This is a genomic window from Sphingobacterium deserti, assembly GCF_000757725.1.
GTDB lineage: Bacteria > Bacteroidota > Bacteroidia > Sphingobacteriales > Sphingobacteriaceae > Sphingobacterium > Sphingobacterium deserti.
Map to the genome: position 1 here is coordinate 196,580 of NZ_JJMU01000002.1, position 26,172 is coordinate 222,751.

Here is a 26,172-nt window from a genome sequence, read left to right on the forward strand (position 1 = left end):
CTGTTGAGCTTAAATAACGTAAAGGGTTTTAACAAATATAAATTACTTTAATAACCCTATACATCTGTCTATTTCTCGCACAAAATCGTTAATTTTTTGCTTTGTGTCAAGTATTTTTTCATTTATTGCTTCGCTATCTACACTGGATTCTTCAAAAGTTTTCGCAACTGCCATAGCCTTAAGCTTTTCCTCCAGCTGCTGTACTTTATCTGTACTTGTCTGAAAAGCCACCTGAAGCGATTGCACCTCTAATTTTAGCAAGTCATTCTCCTCATTTAGCGCATCGCACAATTGAATAAGATTCTTCGTCTTCTCGACGATTATATTCATTTGTGTTGATAGTGTAGCCATAAATTATTACTTCGCAATTATATGAATCAAAAACTAGCGTATTGTAGCGCCGGTCTCTTTCTCAAAGTTAAGCATTAATTTTTTAATAATGCTGTCAATCTGCTTATCGTTTAGCGTTTTCTCTTCATCCTGAAGTACAAAACTCAATGCATATGATTTCTTACCCTCCGGCAGTTTATCGCCTTTGTACACATCAAAAATATTGACTTCTTTCAGCAGTTTGCGTTCCGTTTTGTTAGCCACGGTTTGAAGTTGTTCAAAACTAACAGCTTCATCTACCAACAAAGCCAAATCACGTCTCACAGCAGGAAACTTAGAAATCTCTTGGTATTTAATGCTGTTCTTTCGAATCACTTTGATCACTAAATCCCAATCAAACGTAGCGAAATAAACCGGACCATCCACATCAGCCTTTCGTAGATTTTCTGATGATACCGCACCCACAGTCACTAATTCCTTCTGCCCCTTCATGTAGGTCAAGCCGTAATCAAAATACGGACCTTCCGCATCGACAAGCTGCAACCCTGATATATTAAGCCGACGAACAATCTGATCTACAGCACCTTTGATATGGTAAAAATTACTTTTTTTATCGCCAGCAATCCAATGTTCATCGACCTGATTCCCTGCAAGTGTGAGCGCCAAATTTTGTTTTTCAGTGTACCCATTTTCACTCTTGAAATACGACTTGCCGTATTCGAAATATTTAGCATGCGGACTTTTTCGTTTCTGGTTGTAGGAAACACTTGTCAACGAAGAGAAAAGCAAATTTTGACGCATCGTGTCTAAATCGGAACTAAGCGGGTTCACGATACGAACAGCAGTCTGCTCATCTTCTACAAAAGCGAGCTTAGTCAAAGAGTTATTTAAGATTTCCCGGTATCCATTGCCGATAAGCATATCAGCAATTTGATTCAGCAATACTTCTTTATCCGGCTTTTCCGTAGTATTAAGCGACGACTTGATCTGCGACTTAAGCGTGATATTGTTGTAGCCGTAAATACGCAAAACCTCTTCAATGACATCCACCTCACGCGTTACATCTACTTTATAAGCAGGAACGCTAACCGTAATGAGATCTTCACTTACATCGGTCACACCAATGCCCAAAGCGGTAATTATCGCTCTTATCTCTTCGGCCGGAATAGCCTGACCAATTAGCTTTTGTACTCGTGTGTAACTTACTTCAAAAATAAATGGAGACACAGGAGTAGGATAATGGTCTGTCACGGTAGAATACACCTCGCCACCAGCAACTTCTTGGATAAGTAAAGCAGCCTTTTGTAAGGCATACAATGGCATATTTGGATCTGTACCGCGTTCGAAACGGAAAGAAGAGTCTGTTTTTAAGCCGTGTCTCTTCGAAGTTTTACGAACGGAAACGGCATTGAAGTAAGCTGATTCTAGGAAAATCTGCGTTGTCGTTTCCGAAACACCAGAATGCTCGCCACCGAATACACCGGCTATACACATCGGTTTTTCCGCATCTGCAATGACCAAATCTTCTGCAGAGAGTTTACGTTCAACAGCATCTAATGTGGTGAACAGCTCCCCTTCAGTCGCCTTCCGCACAATGATCTTGTGGCCGCTTATCTTATCAGCATCAAAGGCATGTAGCGGTTGCCCCAGGTCATGCAAAATATAGTTGGTAACGTCTACAATATTATTTATAGGCCGCACACCAATAGTGTTTAATCGTTCTTTTAACCAGTCTGGCGACTCCTTTACCGTAAGCCCGGAAATAGTAACTCCACTATACCGCGGAGCCGATTCGCTATCTGCGACCTCGACTATAATACCATCAGCGCTACCTTCTTTGAAGGCTGAAACATCACTGCTCGTATATGTCGTGCGAAAGTAGGCAGCAAGATCTCTTGCGACACCAAGGTGCGACGCCGCGTCAGCGCGGTTTGGCGTAAGACCTATTTCAAATTTATAATCATCCTGGATATCAAAATAATCTTTCACTAGAGATCCTATTGTCGCGCTCTCCGCTAGCTCGACAATGCCGGCATGTGAACTTCCTAAACCAATTTCATCTTCCCCGCAAAGCATGCCTTCTGAAACTTCGCCTCTTATCTTGGATTTGGTAATTTTAAACGGTTCCCCCACCGTAGGATGACAAGTTGTACCAACGGTGGCCACAATAACTTTAAGACCAGCACGCACATTTGGCGCACCACAAACAATGTGCAGTAGCTCAGGCTGTCCTACATCTACCGTCGTAATTTTCAATTTATCTGCATTGGGGTGCTGTTCGCAAGTCTTTACCTCACCAACAACCAGACCATCAAGACCTCCCGGAATTTGCTGAACGGTTTCCAGCAGTTCCACCTCTAAACCGATGTCGGTAAGGATAAGCGAAAGTTCTTCTGGACTTTTATCTGTATTGATATAATTCTTAAGCCAATTGTAGGAAATATTCATCTCGAAATTCTGTTTAAAGCACAAAGATAGAATTTTAGAGCGTTGCCTCCCATTTAGCAGCGAGATTTTTTAGTACGCATCAGCTAGTGAGGGTTTAGTACCCCCAGTGTCAAGTGTTAAAGCAGAGCCAAATACTCAATGTAAGTTTAAGGATATTGCGCTACGCGCTTAAACTATTTCATGACCACGGCTACCTGAGAAACTGGGCTAAAACATTATAAAGGCAGGATGCACAAGTCTTTTAAAACCTAAAGATTATTCCTTAGTTTCGTAGAGATGGCGAAAAAAAAGCTGTACATAATCGAAGGATGTAACGGAGCTGGGAAAACTACTGCTTCTTTCACCATTTTGCCTGATATATTGAACTGCAATGAATTTGTAAATGCGGACGAGATATTAGGGGCATTAAAAATCTCTTTGACATTTATCTACCAATAGTTGATGGCGCTTTAATCCTCGACAGCTCTGAAGGTCAACATCTACTTTTAGCTGATAAACAAATTGATGGCAAACTAAATATCATTAGTGAGGAAAAATTTAAGCTCTTAAAAAGTTACTATGACAACAATTGAACGGCAAATAGAAGATGAGCAAAAAATACTCCAAGGACTTTCAAAGGCCTATGAAAAGTTAATTGAATTTAAAAAGCAAAAAAATAGTGAGTTGATTGTTATACGAAATAAGAAGATTGTTTGCATCAAACCTTAATAAAACGACATTAACATTCCATAAGGCTTTCAAACATTTACAACGAAGTTACTAGTGCCCATCCGTTAACAAGTTGTCACATCACTTTCGATGAAATAAAGCCCGTTTAGGCTATTGGATCCCCAATGGATTTTGTAATATAATTTCCCCTCTACTCACCCCGCGAGAATTTAGAATTTCGATGCTTCCCATTAAAATATTCCGTAACTTTGTGCTTTGATTTGAATAACGTTCAAAATACACAGTTATAATGATTCATTTCTTCGTGAACCCCCGCAACACTGTTTACGGTGTGCAAACGCAACAAGATCTATCCCCAGATGATATTTCTAAACTAAACTGGCTCTTTGGAAACGCTAATAAACTTACAGAACACACTCTGAGCGATTATTACGTAGGCCCTCGCGCAGCGATGATTACTCCTTGGAGCACCAATGCCGTAGAGATCACTCAAAACATGGGCATACTAGGCATTATTCGCATCGAGGAATTTCACAAAGTGAGCGAGGACTTCGGAGATTTCGATCCCATGATTGCTCAAAAATATACCAGCCTTACACAAGAAATTTATACCATTGCTATCCAGCCAGAGCCTATATTAGAAATCTCTGATATAGCAGCATATAATCAGCAAGAGGGTTTGGCGTTAAGTCAGGAAGAGGTAGAATATCTAGACAAACTTGCAGAGAAATTAGGCCGGAAGCTTACAGATTCGGAGATATTCGCTTTTTCGCAAGCCAATTCGGAACATTGTCGTCACAAAATTTTCAATGGCACCTTCGTCATCGACGGAGAAGAACAACCTACATCTTTGTTCAAGCTGATCAAGAAAACATCAGAGACAAACCCGAATGAGATCGTCTCTGCATATAAAGATAACGTGGCTTTTATTAAAGGCCCGCAGGTAACCCAGTTTGCTCCATTGTCCGGTGACAAACCGGATTTTTATAGCGAGAAAGTTTTCGACTCGGTTATTTCACTGAAGGCAGAAACGCATAACTTTCCAACAACCGTAGAACCATTCGCTGGTGCAGCTACAGGATCGGGCGGGGAAATCCGCGATCGTTTGGCTGGCGGACAAGGATCCTTGCCTCTTGCAGGAACAGCCATATACATGACATCGTATTCGCGCCTCGCCGAAGAGCGCCCGTGGGAACATGCGGTGCAAGAGCGTCAATGGCTTTACCAAACTCCCGTAGATATTTTGATAAAAGCATCAAACGGTGCGTCCGATTTCGGCAATAAATTCGGACAGCCGCTTATCACTGGCTCTGTCTTGACGTTCGAACATGAAGAAGCAGGACGTAAGTTGGGATACGACAAAGTGATTATGCAAGCTGGCGGTATCGGTTATGGAAAACTGGATCAGGCAAAAAAACACGAGCCGAAAGTAGGCGACAAAATTGTCGTTCTTGGTGGTGAAAATTACCGCATCGGCATGGGCGGCGCAGCAGTTTCGTCTGCTGATACCGGAGCGTTCGGATCGGGAATTGAATTGAATGCCATTCAGCGCTCTAATCCAGAAATGCAGAAACGTGCGGCTAACGCTATCCGCTCGTTTGTCGAATCCGATCATAACCCCATCGTCTCTATACATGACCACGGTGCTGGCGGACACTTAAATTGTCTTTCTGAATTAGTAGAAGCTACCGGCGGTTTAATCGATCTAGACAAATTACCTGTCGGAGATCCTACCCTTTCTGCAAAAGAAATCATCGGTAACGAATCCCAGGAAAGAATGGGACTTGTCATTGCAGAGAGCGATATCGAACAGCTGAAAAAAGTAGCTGATCGGGAACGCGCACCAATGTATGCCGTAGGTGACGTTACCGGCGATCATCGTTTTACATTCGCTTCATCAACGACGGGAGAAAAGCCAATGGATTACGATTTGGCGGACTTTTTTGGCTCATCGCCGAAAACCATCATGAATGATAAGCAAGTCGATCGCAACTATGCAGAGCTTAGCTACGACGTGAAAGAGGTGCCAACTTATTTAAAGCAAGTACTACAATTGGAGGCTGTAGCATCAAAAGATTGGTTGACCAATAAAGTGGATCGCTGTGTAGGTGGACGCGTTGCCAAACAGCAGTGCGCTGGCCCCCTACAGCTTCCTTTGAATAATGTCGGTGTAATGGCGCTCGACTACAAATCGACAGAAGGTATCGCAACAACGGTTGGGCATTCGCCTTTGACGGCTTTGGTAGATCCTGTAGCCGGATCACGCAATGCCATTGGGGAATCGCTCTCCAATTTAGTGTTTGCGCCAATAAAAGATGGCTTAGCCGGTGTCTCGCTCTCAGCAAACTGGATGTGGCCTTGTAACAACGAAGGCGAAGATGCGCGTTTGTATCAAGCTGTAAAAGGTTGTTCTGACTTCGCCATCGAACTGGGCATAAATATTCCGACAGGGAAAGATTCGCTTTCGATGAAGCAAAAGTACCCCAACGGTGAACATGTTATTGCGCCGGGCACGTTAATTATCTCGGCAGCGGGAAATTGTACGCATATTAATAAGGTGGTCGAACCGGTTCTACAAAAAGATGCCGGATCAATCTATTACATTAATCTTTCACAAGATAGTTTCAAATTGGGCGGTTCATCTTTTGCCCAAATCAACAACAAAATCGGAACAGAAGTTCCAAGCATACAAGATGCCAGCTATTTCAAAAAGGCATTCAATGCCGTTCAACAACTTATACAAAACAACCAAATTGCAGCTGGCCACGATATTGGATCTGGCGGCTTAATCACTACGTTATTGGAATTGACATTTGCTGATATCAACCTTGCTGCACATTATGATCTTACCGCGCTTCAAGAAGCGGATTCGGTAAAGGCACTGTTCAACGAAAATATTGCACTTGTCCTGCAAGCTAAGCATGATGCACCTCTTGAAGAGGCGTTAAATGCAGCTGGCATAAAAGCATTAAAAATTGGAACGGTAGTGGACGGAACGACTGTGACCGTAAGAAACAACGATGATCTGTATCAATTCGATGTAGAAGAGATGCGTGATACTTGGTTTAAAACATCCTACCTGTTGGATCAGAAACAAACCAAGAACGGCATGGCTGATGCACGGTTTGCTAATTACAAGAAACAACCATTGCAGTACCATTTTCCAGCACAGTTCACGGGTAAAAAACCGAATACCACTGGTTTGTCTACACGCCCTAAAGCTGCAATTATTCGAGAAAAAGGCTCAAACTCTGAGCGAGAAATGGCCAATGCTATGTATTTGGCGGGTTTTGATGTAAAGGATGTGCACATGACAGATCTTATCGCTGGTAGAGAGACATTAGAAGATATTCAGTTTATTGGCGCTGTAGGCGGTTTTTCCAACTCTGATGTTTTAGGATCCGCGAAGGGCTGGGCTGGCGCGTTCTTGTATAATGAAAAGGCTAAAAAGGCATTGGAAAACTTCTTCGCTCGGCCAAACACACTATCGGTGGGAATCTGTAACGGCTGCCAGCTCTTCATGGAGTTGGAACTGATCAATCCCGACCATGAAACACACGGAAAAATGCACCACAACAGCTCTCAAAAACACGAATCTAATTTCGTTTCTGTGCAGGTGCAGGATAATAATTCCGTGATGCTTTCAACCTTAGCGGGCACAACACTTGGTGTATGGATTTCACATGGCGAAGGGAAATTTAATCTCCCACATGAAGAAAACCAGTACAATATCGTCGCAAAATATGGCTATGCGGAATATCCGCATAATCCAAATGGATCAGATTTCAACACGGCTATGCTTTGCGATAAAACCGGACGACATCTCGTGACGATGCCACATATCGAACGTTCGATTTTCCAGTGGAACTGGGCAAACTATCCAGCAGGTCGACAAGATGAAGTCTCGCCTTGGATTGAAGCCTTCGTGAACGCGCGCGAATGGATCGAAAAACATGCTAATTAAAATGCTTAAGCACTATAAAATCCCTCTTCTCAAAACGCGAAGAGGGATTTTTTATGAGATGTCCGTTTTGAAGTTCTTCGTGATAAAGGATGAGGCCGCCCCTTATGTATCACCTTTACCATCGGCGCTATTTGCTTTGCCGAAAGTATTTCCCTTCCTCGAATCTAAATCTGTTTCTGTCTTTACATGTTCATAGCGTGACATGCAGTAAGCGCTGGCGGGAAGCAACAGAAAGCATAACAAACCTATCCAGAAGCCGGCCAATTTCCCGATAATAAAACTGATGATAAAGACCAATATGGGGTACGAAAACAACAAGGCAGTAAACAATAGTGAATCATAAAAAATCGTGTCGGCAGTTTTCTTTCGAATGTAATCTCGCCAAAGACGATAAAACCAGAACTGCGTATAGTAACCTATCTTGGCAGGAATCCTCAACAAGCGTTGCTCACTATCCGATAACGGAATCGCAGCTAAGGGCTTTTCTGTCATCGCAGCACGCAGGCGCGCGCGAAGTTCGGCGATCAACGTAGCTGCTTGTATACGATGGTTTTCTATATAATCTGTACTATCTACCGGCGGCAAGGCGGTTATTGCTACTGATTTCGGCACGTGCCGAAAGGAATTGTAATTCAGCACGTAGGGTTGCAACTGCAACGGCACCTCTGCGCGATAAGCACGTTCAAGTAGTGAAGTAAGGCCGCCATTCATAAAGGGTTGCAGCGCCCAAATATTTAAAGATCGCCCTTCAGGAAATATCAATACGTGCTTGCCGCGTGACAATAAGCGAATACATTCATCAAATGTAAAATCATTTTTGACCGCAAACTCTTCGTCGTCGCTTTTCTTGAAGATCGGCAATTGAAACAGGTTTCGCAGAAGCAAGTTCGCTACAGGGTGCCGAAAAATATCGCCACGTGTAAGAAACCATATTTCAGCTGGGCAATAAGCAGCAATAACTAACGCATCAAATAGGGAATTTGGGTGATTCGAAACAACCACGGTTGGCCCGGCATAAGTTGCCAAAGGTAAATGTTGCTGCCGTATATCGGGCGCATACCAGTAAAGGCCTATTCGAACAAAATATTTTAATGCCGTATAAAACATAAACCAAACAGACTATAATGTTACAATCGATAGGGACAAGATAGCAAAAAATAGATCTTTTTTTTCGAAACATTTTCGAGCTTTACCTGTAATTTTTACAGATGACCAAATAAATATCTATGATACATCCCGATATACTAAAATACAATGCAGAACAAGCTGAAGCTGATCAAACAATCTGTATCCGGCTGGCGCAACATATCAGCGAGAGCTTACCCGAAGCAGAAAACAAACTTTGGCATGCGCATCCTGTTTGGTTTATAGATCATAACCCTATTGTTGGTTACAGCAAGTTGAAAGATTCTGTACGACTACTCTTTTGGAGCGGACAGTCGTTCGATGAACCCGGACTCTACACAGAAGGCAAGTTTAAAGCAGCAGAAATTCGGTATAAAGAACTTGGACAGATCTGCGAACAGGATCTGGATCGATGGTTGGATAAAGCTCGGGATATACAGTGGGACTACAAAAACATTGTCAAGCGAAAAGGTATCCTTGCACGTTTAAAATAAAACAGCACTACGATTTTCCTTCAAAAATCATGGCTTACATTTTTCTGTATTAATATTTACTTGTTAATTTGGGATATGAAGATTATAGGAATAATTCCGGCAAGATATGCCTCGTCGCGTTTCCCGGGCAAGCCGTTGGTTGATATCGCTGGCAAATCTATGATACAAAGGGTATACGAACAAGTGAAGAGTTGTTCAAGTTTAGCTGAAGTAGTCGTGGCGACAGATGACGAGCGTATTGAACAACATGTACGTTCTTTCGCTGGCAATGTGATCTTGACGGCTACAACGCATGAGTCGGGCACCGATAGATGTGCAGAAGTCATTGCCAAAATCAATGGGTTTGATGTAGCCATTAATGTGCAAGGCGATGAGCCTTTTATCAATCCATTGCAAATCGATTTGCTTTGTTCATTGTTTACAGACCCTAAAACGGAAATAGGGACGCTAGTAAAAAAGATAGAAAACCAAGATGATCTCTTTAGTGAAAACACCCCTAAAGTAATTGTAAACAGTGAACAGCAAGCGCTTTACTTTTCTCGGCAGACCATTCCTTTTTTGCGCGGGGTAGATCATTCCGAATGGCTAGGTAAACACATTTTTTATAAACATATTGGTATATATGGGTACCGCGTGGAGGTGCTGAAAGAGATAACCAAACTACCGCTTTCCTCATTAGAAAAGGCGGAAGCATTAGAACAGCTTCGTTGGATAGAAAATGGTTACCATGTCAAGGTTGCCCAAACAGAATTTGACACAATAGCAGTAGACCGTCCAGAGGATCTGGAAACTATTCGTAAAACTTATTTTTAGTTACCAGCATTTGCATGAACGCAGCGGAGCTCCCGCCGTTGCTGAAATGGAATACAATTAGCTTTTCATTTCAACGACGGCATCCCCCACTACAGCGAAGATTCGATTTTCCTGCTGCTTTTGGATTATGTAGAGGCCTGTCCAGCGACCAAATGCGGGAAGTGTAAGCACTCTCCCATCCAAATAAAAGCAAGGTAGTTTGTAGTATTGTCGACCACGCAGCGCAACTTCACAGCCGGGGTGGATATGGCCTACCATATTGTAAAGGCCTGCATCCAGATGTTTGATAGGTTCATGCGACAAGACAACACCTTCCGAAAGAAGTATATAGTCTTTAACCTGAATAATCGATTTTTGCAAAATCGCTTCAGGTAAGATGTCGTGGTTGCCTAGGGTCAATGTAAATTTAATGTTGGGAAATCGAAGCAAGAAAACTTGAAACTGATCCCATTCATAGTTCCAGACGGAATGAAACAAATCCCCTAAAAAAACAACATGGCTAACCTGCAAATCACGAATAAGCATCGCTAAACGCCCAAACTCCTCTTCTAGCTGCATAGGTGGCACAAAAAGACCTTCTTTTCTGAAGTGTCCCAACTTACCGATATGCCAGTCAGATACCACAACCATTTCATGTTCTGGAATATAGGCAACCTTTTGCGGCAACAGGAAAATTTCCAAACCATTCAACACCAATTTTTTCGCCATTACTCAATTTTTCCTTCCAATTGCAATTTTAACAGTTCCAATCGGCTTTGCCAATCTTCATTGCTATATTTTTCACGGAAGGACTCGGAAAAGATTGGAAAAGAAAACGGCGTTAGCTGTTTTGGGAACGCCAAAATGATCGCGTGGTTGGCAATACGCTCAAACGCAAGCTGCATCCTACCTTCTTCAAGTTGGAAATCAAACACCTCATCGTAGGCTTCGCGCAGGAGCAGATTATCCGGATCATAATCTTCAAACACAGAAAAAAACAGTCCTGCATTGGCCTGCAGGTGTTTTGCCTTCATCGCTTTGCCGGGGTAACCTTGAAAGATAAGGCCGGCAATCCCAGCGATGTCGCGAAACCGTCGCCGCGCCATTTCCTGTACATTGATACCGGCGGTGATATCTTGGTGCAGTCCCTGCGGTGACAGCAAGTTCTTTATTTGCACATCGTCCATCTCATACTTCGTTGCCGACAGCAATTCAAAACCATATTCATTACTCGCTATGCTGAATGTGGCTGGCTTAATCTTACCCAAGCGATAAGCTAATACCTGCGCCATTCCCTCATGAACCAATTTACCATCGAAAGGATAAACAAAAAGGTGGTAACCATATTTAGTGGATACATATTCAACCAGCAGTTCATCTTCCCGCGGTAAGCCCGACCTTTTTTCTTGCTCTTTAAACAGTGGCCGCAGGAAACTGACCTCCTTACTGACTTGACGCGATTGGTGTATGCTTTTAAAGCTGTGCCGAATGGCGACGCCCAGATCGGGCGATATCGAAAAGCGACCGCCCATCCAAGACGGAACAACCCCCTTAGACTTTGTCGTCGGCCGAACGACAACCTCCATATTGCGAACGTGAAGCAGTTCCAACTGTCTTCCCGAAAACCAAAACACGTCTCCGGTATTGAGTTTAGATATAAAAGATTCTTCAATGGAACCTAGGTATTTACCGGACATAAACTTCACTTTCATCATAGCATCTGACACGATAGCGCCAATACTCAAACGGTGCCGCATAGCAAGTTTGCGTGACTCTACCTTGTAGCGGCCATCGTCTAAAACTAATCGATGAAAATCATCGTATGCGCTTAAGCTTTTTCCACCATGTATAAGCATGGATAGGCATTCGTCGAATTCTTTTCTGCTGAGGGATGCAAAGCAATGCGTGGTACTCACTTCCGTAAAAATCTCGTCAGCCATAAAGCCATCGCCCACCGCGAGGGTCATCAAGTATTGAATCAAGACATCGAAACTCCGAATATAGGGAATACGCTGTTCGATAATTTGTTCTTTTACGGCATACTTTAGGGAGTCGCCTTCAATGATTTCTAGCGAGTTTGTAGGGACATAATAAATATACGACGTTTCATGTGGACGGTGCCCGGAGCGCCCTGCACGTTGTAAAAATCGAGCTACACCTTTTGGCGAACCTACCTGTATGACACAATCTACGGGCCGAAAATCTACCCCGAGATCTAAACTGCTCGTACATACCACTGCTTTCAGCCGCCCCTCGTGGAGCGCATCTTCCACCCACAGCCTTACTTCGTCGCTCAGCGAGCCATGGTGGATGGCCAAGATACCAGCAAACTCCGGATAGTGCATGATAATCTGCTGATACCAAATCTCCGACTGAGAACGTGTATTTGTAAATATTAAGGTAGATTTATGGCTGTTCACAATGTCGATAACCTTATCCAGCAACCGTATACCGAGATGCCCCGCCCACGGAAACTTCTCTAGGCTATCGGGCAAAACGGTTTCTATCTTAATTTGCTTCTTAAGATCTGCGCGTACCATTACGCCGCTATGGTTTACACCCAGCAGAATCTCCTGCGCCTGCTCGAGGTTGCCGATGGTAGCGGATATTCCCCATATTTTCAAGCGCGGGTTGATCGCTTTTATTCTGCTGAGGGCCAGCTCTACCAATACACCTCGCTTACTACCCAGCAGTTCGTGCCATTCATCAATGACGATAAATTCCAATTGGCTAAAATAATCGGTGGCACCTTTGGAAGCCAGCAACAGATGCACACTTTCCGGCGTGGTAATCAAGGCCTGCGGTGGCGACTTACGTTGTTTTTGGCGCTGGCTGAGGCTGGTATCACCAGTACGAAGCTCGATCTTATAATCCAACTCCAAATCTGCACTTACCTGGTTCGTTGCTTTGTATATTTCTTTAGACAATGCACGCAATGGAGTAATCCAAAGCGCATGCAGCTTCGTTTGTCGGGCCTTTGCCTTGCGTTTCTGGTAGGCGCTATCTTCGTAGTAGTGCGCAAGCACGCCAAACCAGATTGCAAAAGTCTTCCCAAAGCCAGTTGGCGCATTCAGTAAGCCTGACTTTCCTTTGGCAATGGATTTCCATGCGTCACGTTGAAATTTATGAGGCTCCCACCCCTGGTTGTGGAACCATACGTCAGCGAATTGATTCATCTCTCTCAGCAATCAAATTTAACAAATCGTCCTTGCTATTTGCTTCACTGGCCGGCTTATCCTGCCTCCAGCGCAAGATGCGCGGGAACCGAAGCGCCACACCAGACTTATGTCGCGTGCTCAGGTTAATGCCTTCGAATGCCAGCTCAAACACCAACGTGGGTGTGACGCTACGTACGGGTCCGAATTTTTCAATTGTATTGCGCTTTATCCAGTTATCAATTACATGAAGCTCTTTGTCGGTGAGCCCGGAATAAGCCTTTGCAAAGGGCACAAGCTCGCCGCCATCCCAAACGGCGAATGTATAGTCCGTAAATAAATTGGCTCTCCGTCCGTGGCCGGATTGCGCGTAGATGAGTACACCATCGATAGTCATCGGATCTGTCTTCCATTTCCACCAGTTGCCCCGCTTACGGCCTACTTCGTACAAACTATCCTGATGCTTTAGCATTAAGCCTTCAGACTGGTAGGTCCGGGCTTCTTTTCGGTAGCTTTCTGCGGCGGTCCAATCGTCGAAATCCAGCCTCTGCGATAGTTTTAACACATGGCTCACCGGGTAATTACTCAACAGCAACTCCAATTGCTTTCTCCTTTCGCTCAACGGCCAGTTTCGGATATCATTCCCCTCCCACTCTAGCAAATCATAGCATACCATTACTAAAGGCGCGGCTAACAAGCTATTTTTGGATATATTTTTACGCCCAATTCGGGTTTGCATAACAGCAAAATCCATCGGCTTGTCATCCTTCCAAGGAATCACTTCACCATCGATCACGGTGCCATCCGGCAAAATATCCCTCAAAGGTTCAAACTCAACAAATTTCTCTGTCATCAAATCCTCTCCTCGACTCCAAACAAACAATTCCCCTTTCCGTACAATAAGCTGTCCGCGAATGCCGTCCAACTTGGCCTCTATCACCCAATCGTTAATGGCTCCAAGGTCATCCGGATCTTTGTCTAAAGCATATGCCAGATAAAAAGGGTAAGGTAGGAAATGCTTCGTTTCTTGCACATTCTCTTGGAAAAGAGATTCCATTGTTTCTTCAAATGGCGTCCACTTTCCCATCAAGCGATGCTCGATTTCTGTTTCTTCCATATCCAAATAGCTGGCAACGGCCTTTACAACAAGTTTTCTTGAAACACCTACCCGCAGATTTCCGGTCAACAATTTATTGAACAGGAAGAGTGCCGTTCCCTGAAGTTGCGCCCAATAACCGATAACGATGTCGCGTTGTTCGGGCGATGAAAGATTTCGCATCAGGATAATATCTTCAAATATTTTACGCAGTGAGGTGTCGACATATGTAGACTTAGCAGCTACCACGGGCAGAATGAGGGATATAGTTTCCGCCAAATCTCCTACGATGTAATAGCTTTCTTCGATCAGCCATAAGGGTATTTGCGACTGTTCGGACGCCCACAACCGAAGATCTGTTGTTTTGACCGGTCGTTTAGGCTTATTTCCGATCAATACCGCTATGGCAAATAGCTTATCTTCCTCGCGGGATTCCTGCAGAAATTGGGCGATTGCACTGACTTTTGCCGATGTCTTCGTGGTGCTATCAATAGCTTCAAACAAATGCTCAAAATCTCTCATACATTTTCCTCCTCCGCATCATTGTACAATGTTTTAAAGATGGATCCACCAATGCCATATTCCTCACGCACCCATTTGCTAAAGTTGTGCTCATAGCCGTGGGTAACATAAACATGCTTAGCCTGGGTTTGGACGACAGCCTGATTGAGTTGTCTCCAGTCGCAATGATCGGACAGCGGAAAACCTCGATCAACACCTTTTCGCCTTCGCGCGCCGCGCAGCTGCATCCAGCCGCTACACATAGCAATGCGGTAAGGCTTTAGGCTGCGCAGCCATGGGGTATCCATAGCCGAAGGTGGAGCCACAATGAGCGCCCCTCGAATTTGGTCACGTTTGACGTCTGCGGTAATGCGGGTACCCGCAAAAGTATAACCTACTTCGCTTAGCGCATTATTGACATTGTCGACCGCTCCATGCAGGAATATCGGACCAATGCTTTCATCAGCATGTGCTATAATGTTTTGAGCCTTTCCCAAAGCGTAGCCCAACAAAACTGTATTTATGCCTTCTGCGGCATTTGATCGCCACCAGTCGTTCATATCGGCGTAAATAGAGGCATTGGAAGGGAAATGATAAACGGGCAGACCAAAGGTGCTTTCGGTAATGAGGTGATCGCATTTTACTAAGGTATAAGTCTGGCTCACGCCATCCGGCTCAAGCTTGTAATCGCCCGTAAACAACCATACCTCTCCTTGGTATTCCATTCGTATCTGGGCCGAGCCAATAATATGCCCGGCCGGGTGAAAAGATATTTTCACACCATTTATTTCCATCACTTCCTCGTATGCAACCCCCTGCACAGAATTCTCCACCCCCAATCGTAAGCGAAGGATTGGCACCGTATGGTGGTGGCAGATGTAATGAGACATGCCCCAACGCATGTGGTCGCTATGTCCATGCGTTATCAAGGCCGTACGCACAGGCTTCCAAGGATCGATGTAAAAATCGCCCTGCTTGCAGTAGAGGCCATACTCATTTACTGACAATAAATTCATCAACCGGTAATTTTCTTTATGTACACTCGCTTTTACAGCGAACAGCTCCGGCCGTAAAATAGTTTTGATTATCTTTGTTCAGCGTATCGATGTTTTTTCGACATCTTATATTAGTCCAATTTGCTTTCAATAAACGCTTCACTCAAATGCGGTAATACTTGAATCCGAAAATGCATGTATCGGCCAAAAGTTTTTCATGGAAGTACCTTATACCTATGTGTACATTTGAAAGTTAAGGTTAAAGAAATGAAAAATAGTAGGTTTCAGCAAAATTCGCAAAAAGAATAAAGCTTTATTTTACCATAATATTCGTCAACGACCAGATAAATCTTTCTTCAAAAAATATTCTAGCTTTGACAAATTAACATCCGTTTGCAGGATCTTCCCGTTCTCATCAAGAAGTAGATATCTAGGGAATTGGTTTACCTTTAGTTTCTTAGTCTCCACCCCTTCCACATCTAGGAAATGCTGCCAAGAAATATTCATTTCTTCAATAACAGCTTTCCATTTGTTTTTGGTAGTCTCCGGATCTATGGAAATCCCGACAATCTCAAAACCATGTGGCGCATATGTATCATAAAGACTTTTTAGTTTCGGAATAGATTCAATACAAGGCTTACAGAAACTAAACCAGAAATCAATAAGTATCAATTTTCCTTTCGGCAGTACAAAAGAGACATTGTTTCCGTCTAAGGTTTCTACTGATATTTTGGGAAAATCATTTCCTTCTTTAATGGGAGCATTTTCAAAATCATAGTTTAACTTTGACCAAATGGGGCTTTTCTTTACTGATTGATCAAATAAGGATAGCGTACTTTGTCCTAAATTACTGTAACCAAGAAAATGGAAGCGTTGAGCCAAAATCCACAATGAAACAAATGACTTATTATTTTCTTTCGTATACCCGTAAAGAAATGTATCTAATTTATTAAAATCTTGATATAGCAAATTTGTGAGATAGTCCTCATCAAAAACACCTAATCTTTTCGCAGCCTGTAGCTTAAAAGATTTTTCATACTCAGATGCTGTATGCCCATCAACAGTACTCGCCTGCCAAACATTATAATTTATTTTTATGTTTTTCGTGTTATTATCGAAAAAAAACAGTTTGGGACGAATAAACATCTTTCCCCTATCTGAAGCTAATAGACTAAAGTAGAGTTGAGGATACTTAAAATTATTATCCAGAGTAAAAAGACCATCATTGATATTGGTCTTAAAATTATTTCGCTCATAATACGATTCTGGGATACCTTCTGAAAAAAACAATAAAGTATCATTCTTCTTATAATCTACAAAACTTCCCTCTATTGTCGTTTTCTCCTGCGATAGACAATAGAGGGAAATATGCATAGTCATAAAAAGCAATAAGCTTTTCATTATCATGCATTACAGCAGGTACTACAATAGTTACCTCGAGCGCAACGACTTGTGCAAGACGGGGCGTAACGGCAATCAGGTGTTGTCGGCGCAGCTCCACCAAGAACTCCTTTCATTTCCTCAGCGGATAGTTGATGCGTGTGGTTGCCTTTTAAACTTTTTAATGAAATCTTTTTCATAGCATATAATTTTAATGTGTGAACAATTGTACATTCAATCATAGCAATTATAATGAACATAAATCAAATATAGTAAAAAAATGAGTTTTATCATTATTTTTAAAATATTTTAGTCTTTTAAAGAAAATAATATCCGGAACACTACCACTATTTAATTTTCAGGTTTTTGATGTTTACAACGAAGATCATTAAAATCTCCATACAAAGTGGATTTACACTTCCGACGTCCATCTTTATAGACGGATCAGAATTTATTAAGCTTGGAATGACAAAACCACATCTATTCATATCGAGCAATTCAAGATTATCATATAAGATTTGTGAAAATAAACCCACCCAATATGGATTGTCATATTGAATTGCGGTTATTAATAAAAACAAAACATTTTCCGAATGGCGGGCATCAAGATCTTTTTGTTTATTGCTATAGTATTCGCAGAAATACTCCATCCAATAAAAAAAGAACTCCTCCATCCGATACTCCTCTAATCCAGTGTTCGTAAGAGAGCTAATTTTTAATAAGGTCAATGGCAAGTCATTCCCCTCTATTGAATTTATTTTTTTACAGGCATCATAAAGATAAATTAGACGATTGATTATTAAAGCCAAACACTCTTTGTGAACAAAGTTTCGGTAAAAATTATTTGTTTTTCTTTTGTTTGTTCTCCTAAGTTGGAAATAGGATAGATATTCAAGGTATCGAATTACTGATTCATTTTGGTCAGAAAGAGCCACACTAGATAATTTGTAGATATTATCGTCAATATCTATGAGTAATTCATCAAGATCTCCGAAGTATAAGTAATCGTTTTGTTCCAAATACTCCAACAGCCATCCAACACCTAAAATTCCGTTATGAAAAGAATAATCCTCCCTTTCGACTACGTCTTTAATTAACACGTCTAAATTAGTTTTAAGCACAGATTCATCGTGATCACTACTAAAAATATTATCGATTAGAAACTCACCTACGCTCATATATTCTGAGATTGACCAATACTGAAACCATTTATTTTTGAATATGTAAAAACTCTATTCATTAAATGAACTAAGTCCTCACTTCGTTTACGTCTAATTTCAGACCCTAACAATGTAAAAATTTGAATTTTCTTTGGGACGACGGTAAACTTATTTACATTTTGTTGAAGAAATTGAAAATCTAACGTTTTCTCAAAAGCTACTTTAAATAGCATATCTGCAACGTGGGTCTCCTCAATTTCAAATACGAAAGATTGTTTTAAAGCAGCAGCTTTCTTACATAAATCAATAAAAATATTATGATCAAATACTACACTTTCAGGTATAAGAATAAATGTCCCGTCTTTATTTAATGACACATCGAGACAAAACCGCTCAAGAAAATCGTCAATTTTATCGCCTTCACGTTGCGGATATTTAGATATTCGCACATCTAAATATCTTTGTATATAAGATATTTGAATCTCTATATCATGAGCGCCGATGTTTCCAAGAGCAGGGTCAAATAGTATAATTATATGAACGGTCGAAAGATAAGTGCGTCTTTTGTCTAACGCTAACCTTACCTTTTCTATTTGTTTTACAATCTCATAACTACAATTAGTGGAAGGGATTTGCTTCAGCATCCCGTCATACCAAGGAGGAAAGTGTAAATAATTATTTTTTTTGAAGGACAATTGCTCCTCGGATGTTACACCTGCATAGGGCTGGATGGGTGATTTGTACCAATCTTCAATGGGAGAATAAGGCCAAGTAAACTTAAGTTCTTGATGAATTTCTACCTTTTTGCCGATTATCCATAAATTCCAAAGTATTGCCCACATGTCAGCGCACCAAGGCTGTATATCGTTAACTTCACCTTTTCTTTCTCTTTTACTAGGGTATCTTCCTTTCCATAAATCCAAATTGGCATCTCTTAATAAACAATATAGCGCTTCTGAATCAGCTTCTACTTTTCGCCAAAAATTAACATCCACAGCTTTTATTATATACTGCGCTCCACCCGTATTTTCGTCTTCTTGCTCTAACATCTGCTTGTCTAAGCCTACAATCTCGCACATTTTACCCAATAGAACGTCGCCTCCAGCTTTTTTTATATGCGATGTACCAAAATAGGAGCTCGTATCAGAAACATAACAGACCGGACTGTTGATTTCTTCAGGTTTGAAAGTCGGTAAACGGGAAAATAGCACATCAGAATCGTGATAAAATAAAATTCGTTTAGATAGGTCAGGATTGTGATAAAAATGCTTAGCAATAATATGAGGTCTAATTGAAGAAATATACTTCGGGGTACTTCTTGAATCCTCATAAAAGTAGAATCTGGCCCAGCCTGCATATAATTCTGATAGCTTTAATACATCTCGACTTGGACCTGCGACTGCGTCGAAGGCAAATAGCACATGTATATTATTTCTTATTATTCCAAATGATCGAAAATTAAATAGCTGCAATTCTATTTGCCAAACGAAATATGGGGTATCAGGTTGAGCGGAAATAAATAATACATTCTCTGCCATTTTTTATTGAATTTATTTTTTTATTCTACATAAGTTTACACTCAAAAATAGTTTTTTAGCACATACTAGTGTTATCCTCATATCAAAAATAGTTTAAAAAAAATATTAAACCGAATTGGATTAATCATCAATATTACGTCGAAAAAGCCATGAAATTAACTCCTTATTTATTATAATTGTGTAAATATTTATAATTTTAAACTTTTTTGTTATGAAAAGAGGAAACAACGTACTCACCGCGCTACTGAAAGCTTTAAAAATAAAGCATACCGAATCCTTTTCGAATAAATTTTATAACGAACATCCCTTTAAATACAATTTGCTAGGCCTCTCCAAAATGCTTGACTTTTATGGCGTGAATAATGGTGGATTTCGATTTGATAATAAATGCCAGGACATTCAGGAGATTCAAGCTCCTTTCGTTGCTCATATCGAGGGTGAATTCGCAGTAATCTATAAAATCTCCAAAACACATATATCTTATAGGCTGGGACGACATAATTTCAATCTGAAACTTAATGAGTTCTGCGAAAAATGGACCGGCATAGCGCTGTTAGTAGAAATCGAACCAAATTCTACTGAGCAAGATTACTTACTGCACAGAAGGTTAGAACTCAGTAAAGCTTCTTTAAAATTTGCGCTTTTATGTCTCGTTATTACGGCATTTATAATTGGTTTTTACCAAAATAATATAGTACAGCCTCAAACTCTACTTTCTTTAACATTTAATGGAGTAGGGGTCATTATTGGTTATTTGTTGGTTGAGAAGCAGATAAAAATCGAGGGAAGCTACTCAGACAAGATTTGTTCAATCCTGAAAGAGTCCGACTGTAACAACGTCTTGGAATCTAAGGCATCTAAATTATGGGGGATATTCGGGTGGAGCGAAATTGGACTTGCCTATTTTTTTTCAAACTTAATTGTTCTCTGCTTCTTTCCATATTTAATAAACTATTCTGCTATTCTAAGTTCGCTATCTTCGTTTTACATTATTTGGAGTATCTGGTATCAAAAATTTAGAGTTAAACAATGGTGCGTTCTATGTTTAGCCGTTCAATTTCTTTTGGCATTATTGGTGTCTGTAAATTTAGTTTATGGGTATATCGCGCTCCCAACTATAATCAGTAAAGAATTGTTACTAGTATCCTTGATTTATTTACTCCCGTTTTGTATTTGTGCAAACCTAATACCTTTGTTTTCGGAGAAGGGGAAAATTGAAAAGATATCACAAGAGATCAATAGCCTAAAAGTTCATGAAAGTGTTCTGGAAATATTTTTAAAACAACAATCATATTACCACTGTGAAAAGTCTTTTTCAAACATAATTTTTGGCAATCCAGACGGCAATCTTTTAGTAACGATTCTTTCTAACCCCCATTGCAATCCTTGCGGAGACCTCCATTATCGAATTGAAGAGCTAATAAAAAAAGGCTCAAAAAATCTATGTATACAATACATATTTACATCCTTTGAAAAAGAGCTGGAAATTTCAAGTAAGTTCCTAATCGCTACGTATCTAAATTGTACCGAAAATGAAAGGAAAAGAATTTTTAACGAGTGGTTCAAACACGGGAAGAATGATAAAGAAAATTTTTTCAAATTGTACGATTTTGATCTAGATAACGAATCTATACAGAGAGAGTTTTCTCGGCATCTTGACTGGAAGAAATCTACTAATTTAGATTCTACTCCAACCATCTTGATAAATGGCTACATGCTTCCAAGAAATTATCGCATCGAGGATTTCGAGTTTATTGATAAAGTAACATTATAGCACTGTTCAAGTTTGCCTTAGCATTAACTAAGCAAATACGGCCCCTTACAATACACTATCTCAATACAATCTATCCTTTCAAGATACCGATCGTTCAGCCACTATAATACCTTATCAGATAATATCTTCAATCGGCGTAACAGAGGGATCATAAGTCGTCAGCCGAATAAAACAGATGTGATTCCGACATACCTTGCCGTCCGCTGCTAAGTAGTTAATTATGAAATTGGGCTTTATAGACCTATCTTTGTCCAGGTTCTTAGGCCCCACTACATGGGATGTTTTGATGTATACCGACTGCCTGCGATGCGTAAGTCTGTATACTACTTTCCATGTGCCGTTTTTGAGCTCATTGTTTTGTAGAATTGTCGGGGTTATAGTTGCCATATGGTTTTATAAAACATTCATAAAACATTATAAAACATTTTACGAACAAAGTTAAATATTCTAGCTAATATATTTAGTAATTAAATTTTAAAACACGCTTTAAATGACCTCAGACCATATAACTAACGATTTTAGCAATAAAGCTGTCATTTTCGACATGGACGGAGTAATCTGTCATACGAACCCCTACCATGCTCAAGCTTTTGCGGTTTTCTTTGACAAATACAAGATTGCCTATACCGATAAAGAATTTGAAGACCACATGTTTGGCAAGCACAATAGCTATATCATGACTCACTTCTTTAAAAGAGATATCTTAGGCGAAGAGCTTACAGCGTTGGAGTTTGAGAAAGAAGCTCTTTTCCGAGAAATTTATAAATCCGAGGTAAAGACAATCCCGCATTACATCGAATTTCTGGAAGATTTGAAAGACAACGGCTTTAAAACTGCAGTGGCAACTTCGGCTCCGCGAGCAAATCTAGAATTAATCCTGGATGTGCTTCAGATCGAAGACAAGATGGATTCCCTTTTGGCCAGTGAAAACGTGTCCTTACATAAACCCCATCCAGAAGTTTATCTGAAGTCAGCGCAAAATTTAGGAGTGGATCCAAGGCAATGCGTTGTTTTTGAAGATTCATTTTCGGGAGTTACAGCCGGTTTGAATGCGGGAATGCAAGTGGTGGGTGTTCTAAGCTCTCATCCGAAAGAAGATTTGCCACCTTGCGTCGCCTATATCAGCGATTATCGGGAAATAGACGCAGCTACTGTTAAAGATATCTTGATGCGTATTTAATAGATGCATGATGCGTTGCAATTAATTCCTACACCGGAAGGTTGGGCGCTTTATTTTCTGTGCGCCATCCTTATCGGCATGTCCAAAACAGGCATACAAAATATCGGCACCTTAGCAGTGCCATTGTTTGCGTTTCTTTTTGGCGCAAAATATTCTACCGGCATTGTGCTAATCTTGTTATGCTTCGCAGATATAATTGCAGTTATTTATTACCGAAAGGCATTTCTTTGGCAAGAAGTGAAAAAGCTACTTCCTGCATCTTTAATAGGACTTTCTATAGGGCTACTTCTCGGCGACAACATACCCGACAAGACGTTTAAAATTCTGATCGGTATTTGCGTCCTAATAGGAACACTTATCATGATCTGGCTTGACCGCACATCACAAAAAAAGCAAGACGAGTTAATTAAAAACAGATGGTATTCACCTGTTTTTGGCTTTATCCTGGGCTTTTCCACAATGATCGGAAACGCCGCTGGACCAGCGCTATCGGTCTACATGCTTTCGAAGCGATTGGATAAGATAACATTTGCGGCGACATCTGCCTGGTTCATCATGATCCTTAATTTCACAAAGATCCCACTACAGGCCTTTGTTTGGCAGAACTTAAGCTGGAATGGTTTTCTAAATATGCTCGCACTCCCATTTATATTCATTGGTGGGCTTATTGGAATAAAGCTCGTCAAAATACTCCCGGAAAAACAATTTCGATTCTTAATTCTTGGCTTGGTTGTAATCTCAGCGACGCTGCTCATCATACTTTAGTGGATGGCCGTGCCGAACTTGAAAAAGCAACCTCGTTATATGGAGTGATAGCGAGATTGCTTCTTGGCTCTACGCGAGTATATCCTTTTCATCGGGATAGCGTTCAAATACTGTCGCAGCAAACGAGCAAGCAGGAACGACTTTGAGTTGATTTTCTCGTGCCATTTTCACCGCAGCTAATACCAAGTCTTCAGCAACTTTGTTCCCTCGATAAAACGCTTCAACTTGTGTATGCGTGATAGTCAACGTTTTGTCATCACGTTCATAAACCAGTTCCCCAATTTGTACTTCATCATTCAGAGCTAACCATTTGCTCTGATCTTCCATATGTATTAATTCCATTTCAATCAGTTGTTGTCTTCTAAAAAATTTGCCAAAGAGGTACCTAAGATGTTATTCCAGCCTCTCTCATACTTGACGCGCTCTAATAATGCACCAGCATCACCAAAGTTTTCGGTGCCTTCATGAATAACACGAACAGCGGTAGCATTGCCGCGGGGTGTCAAATACCATGTTACGATAGAAGTTCCCTCGCTTTCGTCAGGATGGCGCCAAGCATACTGCAATAATTCATTCGGTCTGAAATCTAAGACGTTGATTCGGTAATGATACCGGTTGACGCCTTTTGATTCGTAGAAATCAAACTGAGCACCCTTTTTTAGTTCAAAATCAGGTATCTCAAAATACCACAACGCAAGCTTGTTTTTATCGGTAAGGGCTTCCCATACCTGACTTGGACTAGCAGCATAAGTACGTTCAACTAAGATTGGGGCAAGTTCTTTCATAACCTCCATTGTTTTTCAATAAATATAACAAAAATTGCGAACAAATAGTTTCACATGTTCGAGAAAAAAGATCGCGTAAATTTTCACTTTACCACTATCATGATCTAACAAAAAGTTACTGTTATTGTTAAGCCATTAATCGGGCGGTCTATTTAACTTTAAGAACTTTCCATGCCTTTTCCAAAGGGTTTTCACTAGCTCTAGTGACTGACTGATTGCATACATCGATGATGTTTTACAGCAATCGAAAATCAGCTTGCCGGGAAACATTTCACACTACAGAAAATCCTATGTATCTTTGTTAGCAATGAATGTAGATAAACTATTGAGCCGTGCATTGAACTTTGAGTTCTTAACCAAAGAGGAAGGAATGCATCTTTATTACCACGCGGCTACATCGGATCTAAGCTATGTTGCCAACGAACTCCGTAAGAAGCAGGTGCCGCATGGTAAGGTGACTTGGCAAATTGACCGTAATGTGAATACCACGAACGTATGTATTGCCAACTGCAAATTTTGTAATTTTTTCCGTCGACCGGGGCATGATGAGAGCTACATTACGGATATTGAAACATACAAACAAAAAATCGAAGAAACTTTTCGCTACGGCGGCGATCAGCTCCTATTACAAGGTGGCCACCATCCAGATCTTGGATTATCTTTCTACACGACATTATTTAAACAGCTTAAAGACCTTTACCCGGCTTTAAAATTACATTCACTAGGGCCGCCCGAAATTGCTCACGTAGCCAAGCTGGAAGGCATGAGCCATATCGAAGTACTAAGTGCTATGAAAGAAGCTGGTCTAGATTCACTTCCCGGCGCTGGTGCAGAAATCCTCAATGACCGTGTACGCCGTCTCATTTCGAAGGGCAAGTGTGGCGGGCAGGAATGGTTGGATGTCATGCGTGCTGCACATAAAATAAATCTCCCTACCTCTGCAACTATGATGTTTGGCCATATCGAGACGATTGAAGAGCGCTTTGAGCACTTAGTCTGGATACGTGAGGTTCAACAGGAAAAGCCCGCTGAAGCTCACGGTTTCATCGCCTTCATTCCTTGGCCATTTCAAGATGATGGCACGCTATTGAAACGTTTACGGGGCATTACGAACGATGTTACCGGTGAAGAATATATTCGGATGATCGCGCTTAGCCGCATCATGTTGCCCAACGTTAAAAATATTCAGGCATCTTGGCTTACAGTAGGAAAACGTACGGCACAATTGTGTTTACATGCGGGCGCAAACGACTTCGGATCGATCATGATTGAGGAAAATGTTGTTTCCGCAGCAGGTGCCCCCCATCGTTTTACGTCTAAATCTATTCAGGATGCTATTTTGGAAGCCGGCTTCGAGCCGCAGCTTCGCACACAAAAATATGAGTTTAGGGAGCTCCCTAGCATGGAGGAACAGATCATTAACTATTAAAGAACTTCACCTTGGAAGATATCCTATTAAATATAGAAGCCGTTATTTTCGCCGCGGAAGAAGGTATTGGTGCGAATGAGATCAAACAAATCTTGCAAGATGCCCTGGTGATAGAGATTAACAAGCAAGAAGTGGTTGAGCTTGTAAAAAAAGTACAGGAGAAATATGCCCGAGAAGATCAGATTTTTGACTTGAGGGAAATTAGTGGCCAATACCAGTTTCTCACCAAAGAAAGATACCATGAAGCGATCAATCAGCTGCAAGCCCATAAAGACAGAAAAAAATTAAGTCAATCGGCTTTGGAAACCCTCGCTATTATTGCTTATCAACAGCCAATAACGAAATTAGAAGTAGAGCAGATTCGGGGTGTTAATTGCGATTACTCTATACAACGGCTTTTAGAGAAAAAGTTAATTCAGATAGCCGGCAAGGCAACTACTATTGGGAAACCGCTGCTGTACGCCACCAGTGATCAGTTTATGCAGCATTTCGGAATTAATTCGGCAAAAGATCTTCCACAACTAAAAGATATCGTAGCCGAAGCAAATAGCATTGGTGAGGCGATAGACTAGCTACTCAAAAACTTAAACAC

At 41.2% G+C, this 26,172-nt stretch carries 22 protein-coding genes; 9 read left to right on the forward strand and 13 right to left on the reverse strand.

Going from position 1 to position 26,172, the window contains the following annotated elements:
- Positions 1 to 42: 42 nt before the first annotated feature.
- Together DI53_RS01125 and pheT are read right to left on the reverse strand one after the other, a co-directional pair.
- On the reverse strand, positions 43 to 351 hold the full coding sequence (locus tag DI53_RS01125; RefSeq protein ID WP_037494388.1) for a hypothetical protein: 309 nt from the start codon (positions 349 to 351) through the stop codon (positions 43 to 45).
- Between the two features lie 33 nt (positions 352 to 384).
- Positions 385 to 2,778, reverse strand: coding sequence for a phenylalanine--tRNA ligase subunit beta (gene pheT / locus DI53_RS01130; protein ID WP_037494390.1), 2,394 nt, complete (start codon positions 2,776 to 2,778; stop codon positions 385 to 387).
- 558 nt (positions 2,779 to 3,336) lie between these two features.
- On the opposite strand from pheT, the gene DI53_RS20435 reads away from it, so the two are divergent.
- Positions 3,337 to 3,486: a hypothetical protein gene (locus DI53_RS20435; RefSeq protein ID WP_169741985.1), complete on the forward strand. Its 150-nt coding sequence runs from the start codon at positions 3,337 to 3,339 to the stop codon at positions 3,484 to 3,486.
- Between the two features lie 250 nt (positions 3,487 to 3,736).
- Complete coding sequence (gene purL, locus DI53_RS01140) at positions 3,737 to 7,411, forward strand: phosphoribosylformylglycinamidine synthase (RefSeq protein ID WP_037494392.1); 3,675 nt, start codon at positions 3,737 to 3,739, stop codon at positions 7,409 to 7,411.
- Between the two features lie 102 nt (positions 7,412 to 7,513).
- On the opposite strand, the gene DI53_RS01145 is transcribed toward purL, so the two are convergent.
- Positions 7,514 to 8,518 (reverse strand): 1-acyl-sn-glycerol-3-phosphate acyltransferase, encoded by a 1,005-nt coding sequence (locus tag DI53_RS01145; RefSeq protein ID WP_037494394.1) that lies wholly within the window; start codon positions 8,516 to 8,518, stop codon positions 7,514 to 7,516.
- Positions 8,519 to 8,637: 119 nt separating this feature from the next.
- On the opposite strand from DI53_RS01145, the gene DI53_RS01150 reads away from it, so the two are divergent.
- Together DI53_RS01150 and kdsB are read left to right on the forward strand one after the other, a co-directional pair.
- On the forward strand, positions 8,638 to 9,030 hold the full coding sequence (locus DI53_RS01150; protein ID WP_037494396.1) for a DUF1801 domain-containing protein: 393 nt from the start codon (positions 8,638 to 8,640) through the stop codon (positions 9,028 to 9,030).
- A 75-nt stretch (positions 9,031 to 9,105) separates the two neighbouring features.
- On the forward strand, positions 9,106 to 9,843 hold the full coding sequence (gene kdsB, locus DI53_RS01155) for a 3-deoxy-manno-octulosonate cytidylyltransferase (RefSeq protein ID WP_037494398.1): 738 nt from the start codon (positions 9,106 to 9,108) through the stop codon (positions 9,841 to 9,843).
- Between the two features lie 57 nt (positions 9,844 to 9,900).
- Here the strand turns inward: kdsB and pdeM are convergent, their stop codons facing one another.
- The 7 genes from pdeM to DI53_RS01190 form a co-directional block, all read right to left on the reverse strand.
- Positions 9,901 to 10,551: a ligase-associated DNA damage response endonuclease PdeM gene (gene pdeM / locus DI53_RS01160; protein ID WP_037494400.1), complete on the reverse strand. Its 651-nt coding sequence runs from the start codon at positions 10,549 to 10,551 to the stop codon at positions 9,901 to 9,903.
- A complete protein-coding gene (locus tag DI53_RS01165; RefSeq protein WP_037494402.1) occupies positions 10,551 to 12,998 on the reverse strand; it encodes a ligase-associated DNA damage response DEXH box helicase in 2,448 nt (815 codons plus the stop codon). Before DI53_RS01165 ends, pdeM begins: the two co-directional genes overlap by 1 nt.
- Complete coding sequence (locus DI53_RS01170) at positions 12,982 to 14,595, reverse strand: ATP-dependent DNA ligase (RefSeq protein ID WP_037494403.1); 1,614 nt, start codon at positions 14,593 to 14,595, stop codon at positions 12,982 to 12,984. The genes DI53_RS01165 and DI53_RS01170 overlap by 17 nt, the downstream gene beginning before the upstream one ends.
- Positions 14,592 to 15,590, reverse strand: a complete 999-nt coding sequence (locus DI53_RS01175) for a ligase-associated DNA damage response exonuclease (protein WP_037494405.1) — start codon at positions 15,588 to 15,590, stop codon at positions 14,592 to 14,594. The genes DI53_RS01170 and DI53_RS01175 overlap by 4 nt, the downstream gene beginning before the upstream one ends.
- Positions 15,591 to 15,902: 312 nt before the next feature.
- Entirely contained in the window at positions 15,903 to 16,970 is a 1,068-nt protein-coding gene (locus DI53_RS01180; protein WP_037494407.1) for a TlpA family protein disulfide reductase, read from the reverse strand.
- 326 nt (positions 16,971 to 17,296) lie between these two features.
- Positions 17,297 to 18,127 carry a hypothetical protein gene (locus DI53_RS01185; RefSeq protein ID WP_037494409.1) on the reverse strand — a complete coding sequence of 277 codons (831 nt, stop codon included), beginning with the start codon at positions 18,125 to 18,127 and terminating at the stop codon, positions 17,297 to 17,299.
- Positions 18,124 to 19,647, reverse strand: coding sequence for a hypothetical protein (locus DI53_RS01190; RefSeq protein WP_037494411.1), 1,524 nt, complete (start codon positions 19,645 to 19,647; stop codon positions 18,124 to 18,126). Before DI53_RS01190 ends, DI53_RS01185 begins: the two co-directional genes overlap by 4 nt.
- 211 nt (positions 19,648 to 19,858) lie before the next feature.
- On the opposite strand from DI53_RS01190, the gene DI53_RS01195 reads away from it, so the two are divergent.
- The gene (locus tag DI53_RS01195; protein WP_037494413.1) at positions 19,859 to 21,421 is read left to right on the forward strand and encodes a vitamin K epoxide reductase family protein; all 1,563 of its coding nucleotides are present in this window, start codon (positions 19,859 to 19,861) and stop codon (positions 21,419 to 21,421) included.
- Between the two features lie 114 nt (positions 21,422 to 21,535).
- On the opposite strand, the gene DI53_RS01200 is transcribed toward DI53_RS01195, so the two are convergent.
- On the reverse strand, positions 21,536 to 21,808 hold the full coding sequence (locus DI53_RS01200) for a hypothetical protein (protein WP_037494415.1): 273 nt from the start codon (positions 21,806 to 21,808) through the stop codon (positions 21,536 to 21,538).
- A gap of 103 nt (positions 21,809 to 21,911) precedes the next feature.
- Here DI53_RS01200 and DI53_RS01205 point away from each other — a divergent pair, with 103 nt between their 5' ends.
- Both DI53_RS01205 and DI53_RS01210 read left to right on the forward strand, forming a co-directional pair.
- Positions 21,912 to 22,601: an HAD family hydrolase gene (locus DI53_RS01205; protein ID WP_052071927.1), complete on the forward strand. Its 690-nt coding sequence runs from the start codon at positions 21,912 to 21,914 to the stop codon at positions 22,599 to 22,601.
- 3 nt (positions 22,602 to 22,604) lie between these two features.
- Entirely contained in the window at positions 22,605 to 23,366 is a 762-nt protein-coding gene (locus DI53_RS01210) for a sulfite exporter TauE/SafE family protein (RefSeq protein ID WP_037494417.1), read from the forward strand.
- A 69-nt stretch (positions 23,367 to 23,435) separates the two neighbouring features.
- On the opposite strand, the gene DI53_RS01215 is transcribed toward DI53_RS01210, so the two are convergent.
- Both DI53_RS01215 and DI53_RS01220 read right to left on the reverse strand, forming a co-directional pair.
- Entirely contained in the window at positions 23,436 to 23,693 is a 258-nt protein-coding gene (locus DI53_RS01215; RefSeq protein WP_157836742.1) for a GNAT family N-acetyltransferase, read from the reverse strand.
- 20 nt (positions 23,694 to 23,713) lie between these two features.
- Positions 23,714 to 24,151: an SRPBCC family protein gene (locus tag DI53_RS01220; RefSeq protein WP_037494554.1), complete on the reverse strand. Its 438-nt coding sequence runs from the start codon at positions 24,149 to 24,151 to the stop codon at positions 23,714 to 23,716.
- A gap of 307 nt (positions 24,152 to 24,458) precedes the next feature.
- Between DI53_RS01220 and DI53_RS01225 the strand changes: the two genes are divergently transcribed.
- Positions 24,459 to 25,580: a CofH family radical SAM protein gene (locus DI53_RS01225; protein ID WP_037494420.1), complete on the forward strand. Its 1,122-nt coding sequence runs from the start codon at positions 24,459 to 24,461 to the stop codon at positions 25,578 to 25,580.
- An 11-nt stretch (positions 25,581 to 25,591) separates the two neighbouring features.
- Positions 25,592 to 26,152: an SMC-Scp complex subunit ScpB gene (scpB, locus tag DI53_RS01230; RefSeq protein WP_037494423.1), complete on the forward strand. Its 561-nt coding sequence runs from the start codon at positions 25,592 to 25,594 to the stop codon at positions 26,150 to 26,152.
- Positions 26,153 to 26,172: the final 20 nt, after the last annotated feature.

Coding starts and splice junctions, on each gene's coding strand:
- DI53_RS01125 (WP_037494388.1), bottom strand. CDS start 351: ATGGCTACACTATCAACACAAATGAATATAATCGTCGAGAAGACGAAG.
- pheT (WP_037494390.1), bottom strand. CDS start 2,778: ATGAATATTTCCTACAATTGGCTTAAGAATTATATCAATACAGATAAA.
- DI53_RS20435 (WP_169741985.1), top strand. CDS start 3,337: ATGACAACAATTGAACGGCAAATAGAAGATGAGCAAAAAATACTCCAA.
- purL (WP_037494392.1), top strand. CDS start 3,737: ATGATTCATTTCTTCGTGAACCCCCGCAACACTGTTTACGGTGTGCAA.
- DI53_RS01145 (WP_037494394.1), bottom strand. CDS start 8,518: ATGTTTTATACGGCATTAAAATATTTTGTTCGAATAGGCCTTTACTGG.
- DI53_RS01150 (WP_037494396.1), top strand. CDS start 8,638: ATGATACATCCCGATATACTAAAATACAATGCAGAACAAGCTGAAGCT.
- kdsB (WP_037494398.1), top strand. CDS start 9,106: ATGAAGATTATAGGAATAATTCCGGCAAGATATGCCTCGTCGCGTTTC.
- pdeM (WP_037494400.1), bottom strand. CDS start 10,551: ATGGCGAAAAAATTGGTGTTGAATGGTTTGGAAATTTTCCTGTTGCCG.
- DI53_RS01165 (WP_037494402.1), bottom strand. CDS start 12,998: ATGAATCAATTCGCTGACGTATGGTTCCACAACCAGGGGTGGGAGCCT.
- DI53_RS01170 (WP_037494403.1), bottom strand. CDS start 14,595: ATGAGAGATTTTGAGCATTTGTTTGAAGCTATTGATAGCACCACGAAG.
- DI53_RS01175 (WP_037494405.1), bottom strand. CDS start 15,590: ATGAATTTATTGTCAGTAAATGAGTATGGCCTCTACTGCAAGCAGGGC.
- DI53_RS01180 (WP_037494407.1), bottom strand. CDS start 16,970: ATGAAAAGCTTATTGCTTTTTATGACTATGCATATTTCCCTCTATTGT.
- DI53_RS01185 (WP_037494409.1), bottom strand. CDS start 18,127: ATGAGCGTAGGTGAGTTTCTAATCGATAATATTTTTAGTAGTGATCAC.
- DI53_RS01190 (WP_037494411.1), bottom strand. CDS start 19,647: ATGGCAGAGAATGTATTATTTATTTCCGCTCAACCTGATACCCCATAT.
- DI53_RS01195 (WP_037494413.1), top strand. CDS start 19,859: ATGAAAAGAGGAAACAACGTACTCACCGCGCTACTGAAAGCTTTAAAA.
- DI53_RS01200 (WP_037494415.1), bottom strand. CDS start 21,808: ATGGCAACTATAACCCCGACAATTCTACAAAACAATGAGCTCAAAAAC.
- DI53_RS01205 (WP_052071927.1), top strand. CDS start 21,912: ATGACCTCAGACCATATAACTAACGATTTTAGCAATAAAGCTGTCATT.
- DI53_RS01210 (WP_037494417.1), top strand. CDS start 22,605: ATGCATGATGCGTTGCAATTAATTCCTACACCGGAAGGTTGGGCGCTT.
- DI53_RS01215 (WP_157836742.1), bottom strand. CDS start 23,693: ATGGAAGATCAGAGCAAATGGTTAGCTCTGAATGATGAAGTACAAATT.
- DI53_RS01220 (WP_037494554.1), bottom strand. CDS start 24,151: ATGAAAGAACTTGCCCCAATCTTAGTTGAACGTACTTATGCTGCTAGT.
- DI53_RS01225 (WP_037494420.1), top strand. CDS start 24,459: ATGAATGTAGATAAACTATTGAGCCGTGCATTGAACTTTGAGTTCTTA.